This window comes from Oceanimonas marisflavi (assembly GCF_003049725.1).
Taxonomy (GTDB): Bacteria; Pseudomonadota; Gammaproteobacteria; order Enterobacterales; family Aeromonadaceae; genus Oceanimonas; species Oceanimonas marisflavi.
Genome location: NZ_QAGM01000026.1, coordinates 22,279 through 38,872 on the forward strand (window position 1 = coordinate 22,279; position 16,594 = coordinate 38,872).

Annotated in this window: 15 protein-coding genes and 1 rRNA gene; 9 read left to right on the forward strand and 7 right to left on the reverse strand. The window is 59.4% G+C overall.

Going from position 1 to position 16,594, the window contains the following annotated elements; genetic code table 11:
* The first annotated feature begins 187 nt into the window (after window positions 1–187).
* From ilvD to DA373_RS14030, 3 genes are all read left to right on the forward strand, one after another.
* Window positions 188–1,873, forward strand: coding sequence for a dihydroxy-acid dehydratase (gene ilvD / locus DA373_RS14020; RefSeq protein WP_107852932.1), 1,686 nt, complete (start codon window positions 188–190; stop codon window positions 1,871–1,873).
* Between the two features lie 148 nt (window positions 1,874–2,021).
* A complete protein-coding gene (locus DA373_RS14025; protein ID WP_107852933.1) occupies window positions 2,022–2,444 on the forward strand; it encodes an Hsp20 family protein in 423 nt (140 codons plus the stop codon).
* A 67-nt stretch (window positions 2,445–2,511) separates the two neighbouring features.
* On the forward strand, window positions 2,512–2,955 hold the full coding sequence (locus tag DA373_RS14030) for an Hsp20 family protein (RefSeq protein ID WP_107852934.1): 444 nt from the start codon (window positions 2,512–2,514) through the stop codon (window positions 2,953–2,955).
* Between the two features lie 53 nt (window positions 2,956–3,008).
* Here the strand turns inward: DA373_RS14030 and DA373_RS14035 are convergent, their stop codons facing one another.
* From DA373_RS14035 to glyQ, 4 genes are all read right to left on the reverse strand, one after another.
* Window positions 3,009–4,268: a valine--pyruvate transaminase gene (locus tag DA373_RS14035; RefSeq protein WP_107852935.1), complete on the reverse strand. Its 1,260-nt coding sequence runs from the start codon at window positions 4,266–4,268 to the stop codon at window positions 3,009–3,011.
* 118 nt (window positions 4,269–4,386) lie between these two features.
* Entirely contained in the window at window positions 4,387–4,728 is a 342-nt protein-coding gene (locus DA373_RS14040) for an antibiotic biosynthesis monooxygenase family protein (protein WP_157953729.1), read from the reverse strand.
* A gap of 151 nt (window positions 4,729–4,879) precedes the next feature.
* Entirely contained in the window at window positions 4,880–6,949 is a 2,070-nt protein-coding gene (gene glyS / locus DA373_RS14045; RefSeq protein WP_107852937.1) for a glycine--tRNA ligase subunit beta, read from the reverse strand.
* 4 nt (window positions 6,950–6,953) lie between these two features.
* On the reverse strand, window positions 6,954–7,865 hold the full coding sequence (gene glyQ, locus DA373_RS14050; protein ID WP_107852938.1) for a glycine--tRNA ligase subunit alpha: 912 nt from the start codon (window positions 7,863–7,865) through the stop codon (window positions 6,954–6,956).
* Between the two features lie 100 nt (window positions 7,866–7,965).
* Here glyQ and DA373_RS14055 point away from each other — a divergent pair, with 100 nt between their 5' ends.
* The gene (locus DA373_RS14055) at window positions 7,966–8,535 is read left to right on the forward strand and encodes a DNA-3-methyladenine glycosylase I (protein WP_107852939.1); all 570 of its coding nucleotides are present in this window, start codon (window positions 7,966–7,968) and stop codon (window positions 8,533–8,535) included.
* 78 nt (window positions 8,536–8,613) lie between these two features.
* Window positions 8,614–9,270: an OmpA family lipoprotein gene (locus DA373_RS14060; RefSeq protein ID WP_408635788.1), complete on the forward strand. Its 657-nt coding sequence runs from the start codon at window positions 8,614–8,616 to the stop codon at window positions 9,268–9,270.
* Window positions 9,271–9,418: 148 nt separating this feature from the next.
* Here the strand turns inward: DA373_RS14060 and tusA are convergent, their stop codons facing one another.
* From tusA to fadB, 3 genes are all read right to left on the reverse strand, one after another.
* On the reverse strand, window positions 9,419–9,664 hold the full coding sequence (gene tusA / locus DA373_RS14065; protein ID WP_107852941.1) for a sulfurtransferase TusA: 246 nt from the start codon (window positions 9,662–9,664) through the stop codon (window positions 9,419–9,421).
* Window positions 9,665–9,799: 135 nt separating this feature from the next.
* Window positions 9,800–10,963, reverse strand: a complete 1,164-nt coding sequence (fadA, locus tag DA373_RS14070; protein ID WP_107852942.1) for an acetyl-CoA C-acyltransferase FadA — start codon at window positions 10,961–10,963, stop codon at window positions 9,800–9,802.
* A gap of 20 nt (window positions 10,964–10,983) precedes the next feature.
* Window positions 10,984–13,122 carry a fatty acid oxidation complex subunit alpha FadB gene (fadB, locus tag DA373_RS14075; protein ID WP_107852943.1) on the reverse strand — a complete coding sequence of 713 codons (2,139 nt, stop codon included), beginning with the start codon at window positions 13,120–13,122 and terminating at the stop codon, window positions 10,984–10,986.
* Window positions 13,123–13,349: 227 nt separating this feature from the next.
* Here fadB and DA373_RS14080 point away from each other — a divergent pair, with 227 nt between their 5' ends.
* The 4 genes from DA373_RS14080 to DA373_RS14095 all read left to right on the forward strand — a co-directional run.
* Window positions 13,350–13,970 carry a YigZ family protein gene (locus DA373_RS14080; RefSeq protein WP_107852944.1) on the forward strand — a complete coding sequence of 207 codons (621 nt, stop codon included), beginning with the start codon at window positions 13,350–13,352 and terminating at the stop codon, window positions 13,968–13,970.
* A 21-nt stretch (window positions 13,971–13,991) separates the two neighbouring features.
* Complete coding sequence (locus tag DA373_RS14085; protein ID WP_107852945.1) at window positions 13,992–15,449, forward strand: TrkH family potassium uptake protein; 1,458 nt, start codon at window positions 13,992–13,994, stop codon at window positions 15,447–15,449.
* Window positions 15,450–15,460: 11 nt separating this feature from the next.
* Window positions 15,461–15,985 (forward strand): menaquinone-dependent protoporphyrinogen IX dehydrogenase, encoded by a 525-nt coding sequence (gene hemG, locus DA373_RS14090; RefSeq protein WP_107852946.1) that lies wholly within the window; start codon window positions 15,461–15,463, stop codon window positions 15,983–15,985.
* 384 nt (window positions 15,986–16,369) lie between these two features.
* Window positions 16,370–16,594, forward strand: a 16S ribosomal RNA gene (locus DA373_RS14095); the annotation flags it as partial.

Below are 16,594 nucleotides of genomic sequence, written 5' to 3' on the forward strand. Positions count from 1 at the left end.
CTGCCTTTTTTTATGTCTGTTGTAGGCGCCACTTTAGTTGGCGCAAACTCGCAGGCAATGGTGTATCCAAGGCCTGCTCCGCAGGCCCTGCCAGCTAAAGCGGCAGCTACAGAATGCCGTCACTCCGGTGCAGTGCGAAGCCGACTAGACTGGAATAAGCCACAGACTTAACGATAAGGGGAGCACCATGAGCAACCACAGTCGCAAGTATTCCAGCCGGGTAGTGGACGGCATTGAGCGGGCGCCGGCCCGGGCCATGCTGCGGGCTACCGGCTTTGAAAACGACGACTTTCACAAGCCTCAGGTGGGCATTGCGTCCACCTGGAGCAACCTCACTCCCTGCAACATGCATATCAATGGTCTGGCGGAGGAGGCGGCCAAAGGGGCGGACGGCGCCGGTGGCAAAAGCATTATCTTCAATACCATCACCATTTCCGACGGTATCGCCAACGGCACCGAAGGCATGAAATATTCCCTGGTGTCCCGGGAGATTATCGCCGATTCCATCGAGGCGGTGGCCGGTTGCGAAGGCTTTGACGGCCTGGTGGCCATCGGCGGCTGCGACAAGAACATGCCCGGCTGCCTGATCGGTCTGGCCCGGCTCAACCGGCCCTCGGTGTTTGTGTATGGCGGCACCATACTGCCGGGCGACAATCACACCGACATTATTTCAGTGTTTGAGGCGGTGGGCGCCCACGCCAAGGGCGACATGACCGCCATTGAAGTAAAGCAGATTGAAGACACCGCCATTCCCGGCCCGGGCTCCTGCGGCGGCATGTATACCGCCAACACCATGGCCTCGGCCATTGAGGTGATGGGCATGAGCCTGCCGGGCAGCTCGGCCCAGAACGCCACCTCCGACACCAAGCTGAAAGACTGCCAGCGCGCCGGCGAGGCAGTGCTCAACCTGCTGAAACACAATATTTGTCCGTCCGATATCATGACCAGGCCCGCCTTTGAAAACGCCATCACCCTGGTGATTGCTCTTGGAGGGTCTACCAATGCGGTGCTGCATCTGCTGGCCATGGCCCATGCGGTGGGAGTGGAGCTGACTCTGGATGACTTCTCCCGTATCGGCAAACGGGTGCCGGTGCTGGCGGATCTGCGCCCCAGCGGCCATTACATGATGTCGGAGCTGGTGGATATCGGCGGCATACTGCCGCTGATGAAAATGTTGCTCGATGCCGGTCTGCTGCACGGCGACTGCCTGACCGTGACCGGCAAGACCCTGGGCGAGAACCTGGCCGGGGTCAAACCTTACCCCGATGGCCAGAATATCATTCGCCCCCTCGATAACCCCATCAAGCCCGACAGCCATCTGCGCATTCTGCACGGCAACCTGGCGCCGGGTGGCGCCGTGGCCAAGATCACCGGCAAGGAGGGCCTGAGCTTTACCGGTCCGGCCCGGGTATTTGACTCGGAAGAGGAAACCCTGGCGTGTATTCTTGACGGCACTGTGCAGAAGGGGGATGTGGTGGTGATTCGCTACGAAGGGCCGAAGGGCGGCCCGGGCATGCGGGAAATGCTGAGCCCTACCTCGGCCATTATGGGCAGAGGACTGGGCAAGGGGGTGGCGCTGATCACCGACGGCCGCTTTTCCGGCGGCAGTCACGGTTTTGTGGTGGGCCACGTGACCCCGGAAGCACGCCAGGGCGGGCCGCTGGCCATTGTGGAAGACGGCGACATTATCACCATAGACGCCGAGCACAACCGGCTGGAGCTGGAGCTGACCGACAGCGTGATCGCCGAGCGGCTGGCACGCTGGCAGCCACCCGAACCCAGATATCGCCGGGGCGTGCTGGCCAAATATGCCCGCACCGTGGGCTCGGCCTCTTATGGGGCGGTGACCGATGGCCGGGAAGATGGTCACTGAATGAGCAAAAAATTATTACCATGACGCTTGAAAGCGAAAAAGGCCGTCCCTATATCTTTTAGTGAACAAGACGGGTCGCTCGGTTGAGGGCCCGCACCGCCCGTCCGGTTGGAGGGCAAACCAATATCGCTCACTGGAGGATAGATTTATGTCACGCTTTGATTTTTCACCCCTGTACCGCTCCGCCATCGGCTTTGATCGCCTGGCGTCTCTGATGGAAAACGCTGCCAGCAATGGCAACAACGGCAACAGCGGTTATCCCCCCTACAATATCGAGCTGCTCAGTGAGAACCAGTACCGCATTTCCATGGCGGTGGCCGGTTTCGCCCGGGATGAGCTGGAGATCACCAGCCACGAGAACACCCTGATGGTGAAGGGCCACAAGGCACCTGAGCAGGGCAGCAGGAACTACCTGTATCAGGGCATTGCCGAGCGTGGCTTTGAGCGTCGCTTCCAGCTGGCCGACCACGTCAAGGTGACCGGCGCCGATCTGGAAAACGGCCTGCTGCACATCGATCTGGTGCGTGAAGTACCGGAAGCCGCCAAGCCGAGAACCATCAGCATCGGCTGAGCCCGGATCTGACAAACAACTTGTACAACACCCATTGACCTATTGCTTGCGATTGGAGGATAGGATTATGAGTCGTTTTGATATGAGCCCCCTGTACCGCTCCGCCATTGGTTTTGATCGTCTGGTGGGGGATCTGGAGCACCTGCTGCACGGCAAGAGCGGTGAGCAGCCGCCCTACAATATCGAGAAGCAGGACGATGACCGTTATCTGATCACGGTGGCGGTGGCCGGCTTCGCCGAGCGAGAGCTGGAGCTGTCGGTAGAGCAGAATACCCTGCTGGTAAAGGGCAAGCGCGAAAAGCCTGCCGAAGAAAGCCGTTATTTGTATCAGGGCATCAGCGAGGGAGACTTTGAGCTGAAGTTCCGGCTGGCGGACCATGTTCAGGTAAAGGACGCCAAACTGGAGCACGGCCTGCTGCGTATCAGCCTGCTGCGGGAAGTGCCGGAAGCACTCAAGCCCCGCCGTATTGAAATCGGCCAGGGCCGTGCCCTGGAGCACAAGGGCAAATAACAAGTAGCGCGATAACACAACGCCGGCGAAAGCCGGCGTTGTTGTATGTGTCTTTAGTCTTTGGCCTCACCATAAATCGCCAGTACTTCCTTTGCCAGTATCTCGATGCCGGCTTTGACGTCCGCTTCCGGCTGGGCGTAGTTGAGGCGAATGCATTGCTTGCTGTGGGCCCAGTTGTCGTCTTCGATACCGGGGAAGAAGTAGTGCCCCGGCACCACCAGCAGGCCTTTTTGCTTGAGGCGCTGATACAGCTCCTGACAGTGCCCCGGCAGATCCTCAAACCACAGCCACAGGAACAGCGCGCCTTCCGGTTTGTGAATATGGAACTGGGGCAGGGGAATGGCCTGTTGCAGCCATTCCACCGCCTGTTGTGCCTTGTTCTGATAGAAGGGCTTGATCACATCATTGCTCAGGCGAATGATGTCGCCGTTCTGAATCATCGGCAGGGTCAGGGCCGGGCCCATGCTGCCCGGTGCCAGGTTGACGATGCCGCTGATGTTGGTGATGGCCTGCACTATGGTGGGGTTGGCGATCACAATGCCGCAGCGCACCCCCGGCAGGCCCAGCTTGGACAGGCTCATGCACAGTATGGTGTTGTCGTTCCAGAACGGGGTGGCGTTGCTGAAAATGATATTGGGAAATGGGGTGCCGTAGGCGTTGTCGATCAGCAGGGGAATGCCCTTGTCTTGGGCAATCTGATCCAGATGGCGAATTTCTTCGTCGGTGAGCACGTTGCCGGTGGGGTTGGTGGGGCGGGATACGCAGATAAGTCCGATGTCGTCGCCCACTTCCAGCCGGTCAAAGTCCACGTAGTACTTGAACATGCCATTCTCAAACTGCCGAATCTCCGGCTTGCAGGCCACAAAGTGGTCTTCGTCCAGGGCGCTGTCACCATAGCCGATGTATTCCGGTGCCAGGGGGAACAGCACCTTCTTTTTGCGGCCATCCGGGAACTCTCCTGCCAGCAGGTTGAACAGATAAAAGAAGGCGGTCTGGCTGCCGTTGGTCAGGGCGATGTTTTCCGGGCCCACCGGCCAGCCCAGCTCGCTGGAGAGGAGTTCGGACAGGGCGCGAATAAAGCTGTCTTTACCTTGAGGGCCGTCGTAATTGGCAATGGCTTTCAGCAGATCTCCGGTTTTAAGCAGTTGCTGGGCCTGAGTATCCAGATAGGCCATCACTTCCGGAATGGCGGCCGGATTGCCGCCACCCAGCATAATGGTGTTGGGGGCGCTCAGGCCCTGGTTGAGATCGTCCATCAGCTGGGTAATGCCGGAGTGACGGGTAAACTTCTGTCCGAAGGCTGAAAATTCCATGTTCGAGCTACCAATTGCGATACGGTTACCAAAGCTTCACGGTATCCGATATTGCCATGGGTGTCGACCGGACGAAGGTCGGTATGACCCCCTGTTTCACGTGAAACAGGGGGGTCATTCAGTAAGTGTAAGTCTGAGTGGGGCGGGCAAACTTGGACGGTTTGGCTTCGTAGCTGACCTTCAATGCCAGTACCGTGCATTTCTCGTCCTGCTCCAGCAGCGGCGCCAGTTCACTGAGCATGCGCTGGCGTTCCGGTGAATTCTGCCAGTGCTCCCAGCTTTCTATGCTTCGCCAGTTGGAGATCACATAAAAATGGTTGGGGTGGTGCACATCCCGGTAGGCATCACCTTTCAAAAAACCGGGGCGTTCGGTAATCTGCAGCATCAGATTGCGGATGGTTTCCTGATAAATGGCTTCCAGTCCTTCCGCTATCCGGCGTTCAATAATGACCTTGATCATCGGCATCGTCCTTGTGCGAGTTGAGTCACATTAATTATTAACACAAATCGGCGCACTATTGGTAAGACCAGAAAAACAAAAAGTCTGGGCTCAACGGGCACAAAAAAGCCCCGCGGGTGCGGGGCCTTGAATCACGGGTAAATGCTGCGGCTTATTGCAGCAAAGAAATATCGGCCACCCGCAGGAACAGGTTGCGCAGCTGGTTGAGCAGGGCCAGGCGGTTGAGGCGAATGGCCTCGTCGTCGGCCATTACCATTACCTGATCAAAGAAGGCGTCCACACTCTCGCGCAGTGAAGCCAGCTCGGCCAGGGCCTTGCTGTAGTCGCCGTCGGCAAACAGCGGCGCCAGACGCTCGGCCAGCTCGGCCACCTGAGCGGCCAGCACCTTCTCAGCCTCGTCCTGCAGCAGGCTGGCGTTTACGTCGGCGGGAATATCACCCTCGAACTTGGCCAGAATGTTGCCCACCCGCTTGTTGGCGGCGGCCAGGGCCGCGGCGGCATCCAGCTCGCGGAAGGCGCTGACCGCCTTCACCCGGGCGTCGAAATCGGCGGGGCGGGTGGGGCGGCGGGCCAGCACGGCCTGAATGACGTCCACGCCATAGCCCAGATCCTGATACCAGGAGCGGAAGCGGCCCAGCATAAACTCCAGCACATCGCTGGCGACGTTGTCATTGGAGATCTTGTGGCCGTAGAGGGCGCGGGCCTGATCGATCAGCATCAGCAGATCCAGCCGGTAGCCTTTCTCCACAATAATGCGCAGGGCACCCAGGGCGGCGCGGCGCAGGGCAAAGGGGTCCTTGTCCCCCTTGGGCGCCTGACCGATGCCGAAGATACCCACCAGGGTATCCATCTTGTCGGCCAGAGCCACGGCGGCGGACACATCCTGGCCGGGCAGCGAGTCACCGGCAAAGCGCGGCTGATACTGCTCTTTCAGCGCCAGCGCCACTTGTTCCGGCTCGCCATCGTGGCGGGCGTAGTGCATGCCCATCACACCCTGAGTATCGGTGAACTCGAATACCATGTTGGTGACCAGATCGCACTTGGACAGCAGGCCGGCGCGCTCGGCCAGTGCCTGATCGGCGCCGATGGCGGCGGCCACATAGCTGGCCAGGGCGCTGATGCGCTCGGACTTTTCCTTTACCGTGCCCAGCTGCTTCTGGAACAGCACGCTGTCGAGCTGCTCCAGGCGGGACGCCAGGGTGGTCTTGCGGTCGGTATTAAAGAAGAACTCGGCGTCGGCCAGACGGGGGCGCACCACCTTCTCGTTGCCCTGAACGATCTGGCTCGGGTCCTTGGACTCGATATTGGTGACGAAGATAAACTTCGGCAGCAGTTTGCCGTCGGCGTCGTACACCGGGAAGTACTTCTGATCCCCCTTCATGGTGTACACCAGGGCTTCGGCCGGCACCTTGAGGAACTCGTCTTCAAAGGAGGCGGTCAGCACTACCGGCCATTCCACCAGCGAAGTCACTTCTTCCAGCAGATCTTCTTCAAGGTCGGCCACACCACCCACGGCGGCGGCGGCGTCCTTGACGCCGGCTTCAATAATGGCTTTGCGGCGCTCAAAGTCGGCCAGCACCTTGCCACGCTGCTCCAGCTGTTCGGCATAGTGGTCGGCGTGATCCAGCTGAAATTCCTGCTCACCCATAAAGCGGTGGCCGCGAATGGTGCGGGCAGAATCCACGCCCAGAATGGTGGCGGGCAGCAGTTCTTCGCCCAGCAGCAGGGTCAGGGTGTGCACCGGACGAATAAACTGGGTGGTCTTGTCGCCCCAGCGCATGGCCTTGGGGATCGGCAGCCTGTTCAGCGCCTGCTCCACCATGGCGGGCAGCAGCTCGGCGGCGGGCTGGCCCTGAATGTCGGCCACATGCACCAGCCATTCGCCCTTGTCGGTTTTCAGGCGGCCGGCCTGCTCCACGCTGATGCCGTTGCCCCGGGCCCAGCCCAGAGCAGCCTTGGTGGGGTTGCCGTCGGCGTCAAAGGCGGCTTGCACCGCAGGGCCGCGCTTTTCGACCTGTTTGTCGGGCTGGGCGGCGGCCAGCCGGCTGACCTGTACCGCCAGCCGGCGGGGGGCGGCGAACCAGCGAATGGACTCAAAGGCCAGAGCGGCGCTGTTGAGTTCGTTTTGCAGATTGTCGGCAAAGGCCTGACCCAGGCTGCGCAGGGCCTTGGGGGGCAGCTCTTCGGTGCCGATTTCTACCAGGAAATTCTGTTCTGCCATGGCCTTATCCTTCCTTTTTGCACATGGGGAAACCGAGGGCCTCGCGGGACGCGTAATAGGCTTCGGCAACGGCCTTGGTCAGGGTGCGAATGCGCAGTATGTAGCGCTGACGCTCGGTGACCGAGATGGCCTTGCGGGCATCCAGCAGGTTAAAGGCGTGGCCGGCCTTGAGGATGCGCTCGTAGGCGGGCAGCGGCAGGGGCTGCTCCAGCTCCAGCAGGTGCTGGCATTCCTTTTCGCACTGCTCGAAAAAGCCGAACAGGAAGTCGACATCGGCATGCTCAAAGTTGTAGGTGGACTGCTCCACCTCGTTCTGATGAAAGATGTCACCGTAGGTGGTTTTGCCCAGAGGACCGTCGCACCATACCAGATCGTAGACCGAGTCCACGCCCTGAATGTACATGGCCAGGCGCTCCAGACCGTAGGTGATCTCGCCGGTCACCGGTTTGCACTCCAGACCGCCCACCTGCTGGAAGTAGGTGAACTGGGTCACTTCCATGCCGTTGAGCCAGACTTCCCAGCCCAGGCCCCAGGCGCCCAGGGTGGGGTTTTCCCAGTTGTCTTCCACGAAGCGGATATCATGTACCTGAGGGTCCAGACCCAGCGCCTCGAGCGAGCCCAGATACAGCTCCTGCAGGTTGTCGGGCGACGGCTTGATCATCACCTGAAACTGGTAGTAGTGCTGCAGACGGTTGGGGTTTTCGCCGTAACGGCCATCGGTAGGACGGCGGGAAGGCTGTACGTAGGCGGCGGCCATGGGCTCGGGGCCAATGGCGCGCAGGCAGGTCATGGGGTGGGAAGTGCCGGCACCCACTTCCATGTCCAGAGGCTGCACCACGGTGCAGCCCTGGCGGGCCCAGTAATCCTGCAATGTCAGGATCAGTCCCTGAAAGGTATTGATATCGAATTTTTGCATGATGTTAGCGCCTTGATATAGGTGCATTCTCTGAGTGAAACTAGGCTACCGAGTATACCCGCTGGCCCGGTGCGAATATAGGCTGAATTGGGGAGGAGCCATGGTGCAACGCTGCGCCTGGGTTAATCAGGACCCGCGCTACATTGATTACCACGACCACGAATGGGGCGTGCCCGAGCGCGACGGCCGGGCGCTGTTTGAGAAGCTGTGTCTCGACGGTCAGCAGGCGGGCCTGAGCTGGTTCACCATTCTGTGCAAGATACCGGCCTACCGTAAAGCTTTTGCCGGGTTTGAGCCGGCCCGGCTGGTGACTTTTACGCCCCAGGATGTGGACCGGCTGATGCAAAATGCCGGTATCGTGCGTAACCGGCGCAAAATTGAGTCCATTATCACCAATGCCCGCGCGTATTCGGCGATGGAGGAGGAAGGCATCGACTTCAGCCGATGGCTGTGGGCGTTCGTGGGCGGTAATCCGGTTATCAACCGCTGGCCCGATGCCGGCTCGGTGCCGGTGACCACGCCCGAGTCCGACGCCATGGCCCGGGCGCTGAAGAAGCGGGGCTTTGCCTTTGTGGGCAGCACCAGCTGTTACGCCTTTATGCAGGCCACCGGCATGGTGAACGATCATCTGCTGAGCTGTCACTGCCATCCCGACAGCGTCAGCTGCTGACCACAAGTCTCATTCTGAACTTGGTTTATGGCGAAAGGCGAGGCTATATTGTCGGTTACTTGTGCTTTTTTAACGGGAATTACCATGAAGAAGATTTGTCTGGCCGTGGCGGCGGCACTGGCTCTTTCCGCCTGTACCACCAACCCCTACACCGGCGAGCGTCAGGCGTCCAAGGCCGCCATCGGCAGCGGCATTGGTGCCTTGGCCGGCGCCGTGATCGGCGGCGCGTCCGCCAGCTCCAGCGACCGTGAAAAAGGCATTCTGATCGGTGCCGCCAGCGGCGCGGCCCTGGGCGGCGGTGTGGGTTACTACATGGACGTGCAGGAAGCCAAGCTGCGGGATCGCATGCAGGGCACCGGTGTCAGCGTGACCCGCAACGGCGATCAGATCATTCTCAACATGCCCAGCAACGTCACCTTTGCGGTAGACAGCGCCGATATTTCTCCCAGTTTCTACAACACCCTGAGCGGTGTTGCCATGGTGCTGAAAGAGTACGACAAGACCTGGGTAAACGTGGTGGGCCACACCGACAACACCGGCTCCGCCAGCTATAACCAGGCGCTGTCCGAGCGTCGCGCCGCCGCCGTGGGCCAGTTCCTGATCAGCCAGGGGGCCGCCGCCAACCGCTTCAATATTCGCGGTGTGGGTTTCAATCAGCCCATTGCCAGCAATGCCACCGAGCAGGGCCGCGCCCAGAACCGCCGGGTAGAGATCACCCTGAGCCCCATGGGTTAAGCGAAGTTAACTGCAAATTGAATAAAAATGCCCGCAAATGCGGGCATTTTTATGTGAAAGCAGCTGTAAGCTATCAGCCGTAAGCTGTAAGAAAAAGCAACACGGCATAACTGACAGCTTATAGCTGACCGCTTAAGGCTGTCAGTTGTCAGTTCCCTTTTTGGATCAGAAAGCGGTAGGGCAGCTCGTCTGTCTGGCTGGACAGCAGCTGGTGATCCATAAAGCGGCAGAAGCTGGGAATATCGCGGGTAGTGGACGGATCGTCGGCGGTGATCAGCAGGGTTTCGCCGGCGGCCATGGTGCGCACCTGTTTGCGCACCATCATTACCGGCTCCGGGCAGCGCAGGCCGGTGGCATCCAGGTGGTGGTGAGCTTCGGAAAGAGAAAGGGTCATATCAGTCAATCTGGTAGTAAAAACCCGCCTATCTTAATGCTGCCGAAAAAATGGTCAACCTTAAATCGGTAAGGAGACAAGCGAGAGGGGTGAGGCGACAATCAGAACTTCGTCTCACCCTTTACGTCCCGCGTCTCACGTTCTTTCAAGCACGGTGGCGATGCCCTGACCCATGCCAATGCACATGGTGGCCAGGCCCAGGGTGGCGTCTTTCTGCTCCATCAGGTTGATCAGGGTGGTGCAGATGCGTGCTCCTGAGCAACCCAGAGGGTGCCCAAGAGCAATGGCGCCGCCGTTGAGGTTGACCCTGTCCTCCATGGTGTCGAGCAGGTTCAGCTCCTTCAGCACCGCCAGCGACTGGGCGGCAAAGGCCTCGTTCAGCTCAATCAGCTCAATATCATCAAGAGTAAGGCCGGCGCGTTTCAGCGCCTTGTGCACCGCCGGCACCGGGCCCATGCCCATCACCGAGGGCTCACAGCCGGCCACCGCCATGGTCCGCACTCGGGCCCTGGGTTTGAGCTTGAGGGCGGCGGCCCGCTCGGCGGACATCACCAGCATGGCGGCGGCGCCGTCCGACAGCGCCGAGGAGCTGCCGGCGGTGACGGTGCCGCTGGCCGGGTCAAATACCGGTTTCAGGGCGGCCAGCGACTCCAGGCTGGTGTCGGGACGGATCACTTCATCGGTTTCCAGATAAAACGGCGCACCATCGGCATCGTGACTGTGAGTGGCCAGAATTTCGTGGTTGAAGCGGCCCTGTATCGTGGCTTGGTGCGCACGCTGGTGAGAGCGCAGGGCAAAGGCGTCCTGCTGTTCCCGGGTAATCTGGTGCATTCTGGCCAGCATTTCCGCAGTCAGGCCCATCATGCCGGCGGCTCTGGCCACGTTCAGGGCCAGCTTCGGGTGCAGGTCCACACCGTGATCCATGGGCACATGGCCCATGTGCTCCACGCCGCCCACCATAAAGATGTCGCCGTCGCCCACCATAATGCTGCGGGCGGCGTCGTGCAGGGCCTGCATGGAGCTGCCGCACAGCCGGTTAACGGTGACCGCACTCACCGATTTGGGCAGGCCGGCCAGCAGGGCGGCGTTGCGGCCAATGTTAAAGCCCTGTTCCAGGGTTTGCTGCACGCAGCCCCAGACAATGTCGTCAATGTCCTTGGCCGCCAGAGCCGGGTTGCGGGCCAGCAGCCCCTGCATCAGGTGGGCCGACAAGTCTTCGGCGCGCACATGGCGAAAGGCGCCGCCTTTGGAGCGTCCCATGGGGGTGCGAATACAATCCACGATGACTACGTCTTTCATGCTGTGCCTCCTGCCGGCTATCAGTAAAAGGTTTCACCGTTTTGCGCCATTCGGCGCAGCCGGTCGCTGGCCTGATAAAGCGGCCCGAGGTGGGTGTGACGTTCGGCTATGGACAGGTATTCATTCAGGCCAATGGTATCCAGCCAGCGGAATACGCCGCCACGAAACGGCGGAAAGCCCAGGCCATAAACCATTGCCATGTCCGCCTCGGCGGGTGAAGCGATAATGTTTTCTTCCAGGCAGCGCACCACTTCGTTGACCATGGGCACCATGATACGGGCAATAATATCGTCGGCTTCAAAAGGGCGGGGCTCACCAAACGCTTGTTTGAGCAGAGTTTGCCCTTGTTCGTTGGTGGTTTTTTGCAGCCGGCCCTTTTTGTCCTGTTGCCAGTGATAAAAACCGCTGCCGTTTTTCTGTCCCAGCAACTTGTGTTCAAACATCAGATCTATGGCGTTGTTGCCGGACTGGCGCATGCGTTCGGGAAAGCCCTCGGCCATGACGGCGGCGGCATGATGAGCGGTGTCCATGCCCACCACGTCCAGCAGCCGAGCCGGTCCCATGGGCCAGCCAAAGCGGCGCTCCATCACCTTGTCGATGTCGGTAAAGTCGGCGCCGTCCGCCAGCAGCCGGTTAAAGCCAAAGAAATAGGGAAACAGCACCCGGTTAACAAAAAAGCCGGGGCAGTCGTTCACCACTATCGGGGTTTTTCCCATGGCGGTGGCGCAGGCCATCACCCGGTTGATAGTATCGTCGCTGGTGTGTTTGCCGCGAATGACCTCCACCAGGGGCATGCGGTGCACCGGATTAAAAAAGTGCATGCCGCAGAATTGCTCGGGTCGTTTAAGGTTATTCGCCAGGGTGGAGATGGGAATGGTGGAGGTATTGGAGGCGATTACCGTATGTTCGCCGACCTTTTGCTCCGCATCGGCCAGCACTCGTGCCTTTATATCGGGGTTTTCCACCACGGCTTCCACCACCAGATCCACCCCGGCCAGCTCGTCATCACTCAGGGTTGGGCGAATATCGGACAGCACTTCGGCCAGGCGTGCACCGTCGATTTTGCCCCGTTCCAGTTGCCGGCCAAGCCGTTTGCCGGCCTCTTTCATGCCCAGGGCCAAGGCGTCGTTATTGATGTCTTTCATCACCGCGGGAATACCCTTGACCGCCGCCTGGCAGGCGATGCCGCCGCCCATGATGCCGGCGCCCAGCACCGCCATTCGCTGAACGGGGGCGGCGCTTTTCGCGGCCTGTTTGGCCTTGCCCTTCACCACCTGATCATTGAGAAAAATGCCCACCAGGGCCCGGGCGGCGTGAGTACGGGTGAGCTGAATAAAGTTGTCCTGCTCCACTCGCAGGGCGTCGTTACGGCTCATGGCGGCCGCGCTTTCAATGGTCGTGACCGCCATCATGGGGGCCGGGTAGTGGCGTCCGGCCCGGGCTGCCACCATGCCTTTGGCGGTGGTAAAGCTCATGGCGGCTTCCGTTTCGCTCAGGGTCAGAGGCGTGGTTTTTTGCCGGCGGCGGGCCTGCCAGTCGTGTTCATTGGCCTGTTGCAGCAAGCGCAGTCCGGCATCATGAAGTTTGTCGGTGCTTACTACGCCGTCCAGCAGACCCAGACGCAGGCAGTCGTCGGCGCCGTGATCCTTGCCTGTGGTGATCCACTCCATGGCGTTATCGGCACCCACCAGCCGGGGCAGGCGTACTGTGCCGCCAAAGCCGGGCATAATGCCCAGTTTGGTTTCCGGCAGGCCGATGCGGGCACTGGCGTCGCTCAGGCGAAAATCGGTGGCCAGAATGCATTCGCAGCCGCCGCCCAGGGCGTAGCCGCGCACCAGGCTCAGGGTGGGAAAGGGCAAATCTTCCAGGCGATTAAACAGGGTGTTGGCCCGGCTCAGCCAGCCGGCCAGTTCGGCTTCGGGCAGGTCGAACTTGTCGAGAAATTCGGTAATGTCGGCGCCCACAATAAAGGCGTCTTTGGCGCTGGTGAGCATCAGGCCGCGAATATCGTTCCGTTGCGCCAGTGTGTCCAGAGCCGCTTCCAGCGATAACAGGGTGCGGCTGTCCAGTTTGTTGACGCTGCCGGGGGCATCAAAGCACAGCTCGGCAATGTGGTTGTCCTGCAGGGTGACCGATAGGGTATCGCCTTGATAGAGCATGTCATTATCTCCTTGAAGTCCCCGACGCGGCGCCCGCAGACGCAGACGTGTGTCATTCACTATGGACAGTAAAAAGGCTCTTTTCAATGTGATTTAAAACGGGTGTTTGAAAGTGGGCGGGACGACCGCTGTTAACTGGCGGAGGCCGTTTATGGCTGTGTTATCATGGCCGGCCTTGTCAACGAGCCCCGCGAACGGGGCCGGTGAGATCTGTTCAGGGATGGTTTATGGCGTTTACCCCTTATGCGATTCCGGCGGCCCCCGTGGTGTGGGAGCAGGAAATCAAAAAAAGCCGTTTTATCGCCTGTCTGGCACACACGCCTGACGCCGATGCGGCCAAAGCCTTTATTGAGCGGCTGCGGGCCGAATATCCTGATGCACGCCACCATTGCTCTGCTTTTGTGGCAGGTGCAGCGGATGACTCCCAGGCGCTGGGTTTCAGTGATGACGGCGAACCGTCGGGCACCGCCGGCCGGCCCATGCTGGCCGTGCTGCAGGGCGCGGGCATCGGTGAAATCACCGCCGTGGTGGTGCGCTACTTTGGCGGCATCAAGCTGGGCACAGGAGGTCTGGTGAGGGCCTATGGCAGTTCGGTGAACGGCGCCCTGACCGAGCTGACCACCATCGAAAAAGTCATTGAAGGCCGACTGGCGCTGTCTGCTGACTACAGTGATATGGCGCAGCTGGAAAGCCTGCTGGCACAACACGGTGCCGGCTGGGAAAGTGTGGACTACGGCGCCGCCGTCAGTGGCGTATTGCGGGTAGACATACGGTTGCTCGATACGCTGGTGCGGCAGATAAAAGACAGAACCCAGGGAAGGGTGATTGCGCGTCCGATCACCGATTAATACTCGAGCTTTGGAACAAGCATGCATATTCGCACCATTATTCGCATTGTCGGCATTCTGGTCGCCCTGTTCAGCGTGACCATGCTGGCACCGGCGCTGGTCGCCTACATCTACCGGGATGGCGCCGGTCTCGACTTTTTCAGTGCTTTTGTACTCTGCCTGGTACTGGGGCTGGTGCTGTGGTTTCCCAACCGCGCCCATCATAAAGACCTGCGTGCCAAGGAAGGTTTTTTAATTGTGGTGCTGTTCTGGACCGTGCTGGGCAGTGTGGGGGCCATTCCGTTTCTGCTCAGTGAAGTGCCGGACATGACGGTGGCCGAGGCGTTTTTTGAATCCTTTTCAGGGCTGACCACCACGGGCGCTACCGTGATCAGCGGCCTGGACAATCTGCCCAAGGCGATATTGTTTTACCGGCAGATGCTGCAGTGGCTGGGCGGCATGGGGATTATTGTGCTGGCGGTAGCGATACTGCCGATTCTGGGCATTGGTGGCATGCAGCTGTTCCGGGCGGAGATCCCCGGCCCGGTCAAGGACAACAAGGTGGCGCCGCGTATTGCCGAAACCGCCAAGGCGCTGTGGTATATCTACCTGGTGCTCACCATTGCCTGCGCCCTGTTGCTGTGGCTGGCGGGCATGAACCTGTTCGACGCCATCTGCCATTCCTTCTCCACCATCGCCATTGGCGGCTTCTCTACCTACGACGCCAGTGTGGGGTATTTCAACAGCCCGGTGATCAACCTGATTATTGTGGTATTTCTGATCATCGCCGGGGTGAATTTCAGCCTGCACTTTGCCGCCTTTTCCAGCCGGGGCATGCGCTTGTCGGTCTACCGGCTGGATCCCGAGCTCAAGGTGTTTATCGGCGTGCAGCTGGCGCTCACCCTGATCTGCATGTCGGTACTGCTGGCGCACCAGGTTTACAGTGATCCCTGGCGGGCACTGGATCAGGCGCTGTTTCAGTCGGTGTCCATTGCCACCACCGCCGGCTTCAGCACCACCGGCTTTGCCGAGTGGCCGCTGTTTTTGCCGGTATTGCTGATGTTTGCCTCCTGTATCGGCGGATGCGCCGGCAGCACCGGTGGCGGCATCAAGGTGGTGCGTATCATGCTGCTCAACCTGCAGGGCATGCGCGAGCTCAAGCGGCTGATCCACCCGCGGGCCGTCTATCGAATAAAGCTTGGCAACAAGGCGCTAGCTGATAGAGTGGTTGAAGCGGTCTGGGGCTTCTTTGCCGCCTATGCACTGGTGTTTGTACTGTGCATGCTGGCGCTGCTGGCCACCGGCATGGATGAACTCACCGCCTTTACTGCCGTGGTGGCTACCCTGAACAACCTGGGCCCGGGCCTGGGTGAGGTGGCCGCCAACTTCGGCACGACCACCGACGGTGCCAAGTGGATAATGGTGCTGGCCATGCTGTTCGGACGTCTGGAAATATTTACCCTGTTGGTGCTGTTTACGCCGGCCTTCTGGCGCAGCTGATTGAGGAGTCTATGGAAAAACTGTTGGTGCTTTATTCATCCCGCAATGGTCAGACCCAAAAGATCATTGAGGCGATGCGGCCGGAATTCAGTGGTTACGAGGTGGAGCTGGTGGATTTGCACACCAACCCCAAGAAGAACCTGAGCAAGTACGACAAGGTACTGCTGGGGGCTTCCATTCGTTACGGTCGCTTTCACGACAGCCTGTACACCTTTATCCATACCCACAGTGAGCAGCTGGCGGTGGCCGACTCCGCCTTTTTCTGTGTATGCCTGACCGCCCGCAAACCGGAAAAGGCGGTGCCGGGCAATAATGCCTATATAAAGAAGTTTCTGGCCCGCTCTCCCTGGCGGCCGCGTACCATAGGCGTCTTCGCCGGTGCACTGAAGTACAGCGAATACAACTGGTGGCAGACTCGCATTATTCAGCTGATCATGAAAATCACCGGCGGCAGCACGGATACCAGCCAGGATCTGGAGTTCACCGACTGGGATAAAGTCAGAGAATTTGCTAAAAAAATCGCCGGCCGGGGCTGATCCAGCCTGATAAAAATACAGTAAAAAGCGGTTTTGGTATGTTTTTCATACGAAATCGCTTTTTTTAATAAAAATGTCAAAAAAGCCCTTGCGCAAAAATCGCGGCTCCCTATAATGCGCCCTCACTGACACGGCGGAACACGCCGACGGTCACAAGGGTTGAAAGCGAACAAAACAAAGTTCACATCAACGCTTGACGAACACAACGGAATGCGTAGAATATGCCTTCCTGATTCGAAAGAATCGAGCGCTCTTTAACAATTTATCAAGCAAACTGTGTGGGCACTCGCAGGATGTTGGGAGACAAAAAATATTGTTTTTCAATGTTGTGTGAAGTGCACTAGTAATAGCAGCAATTCAGATATTCATTGAGCATCAAATCTTTAATTGAAGAGTTTGATCATGGCTCAGATTGAACGCTGGCGGCAGGCCTAACACATGCAAGTCGAGCGGTAACAGAGAGTAGCTTGCTACTTTGCTGACGAGCGGCGGACGGGTGAGTAATGCTTGGGGATCTGCCCGGTCGAGGGGGATAACCGTTGGAAACGACGGCTAATACCGCATACGCCCTACGGGGGAAAGCAGGGGACCTTCGGGCCTTGCGCGATT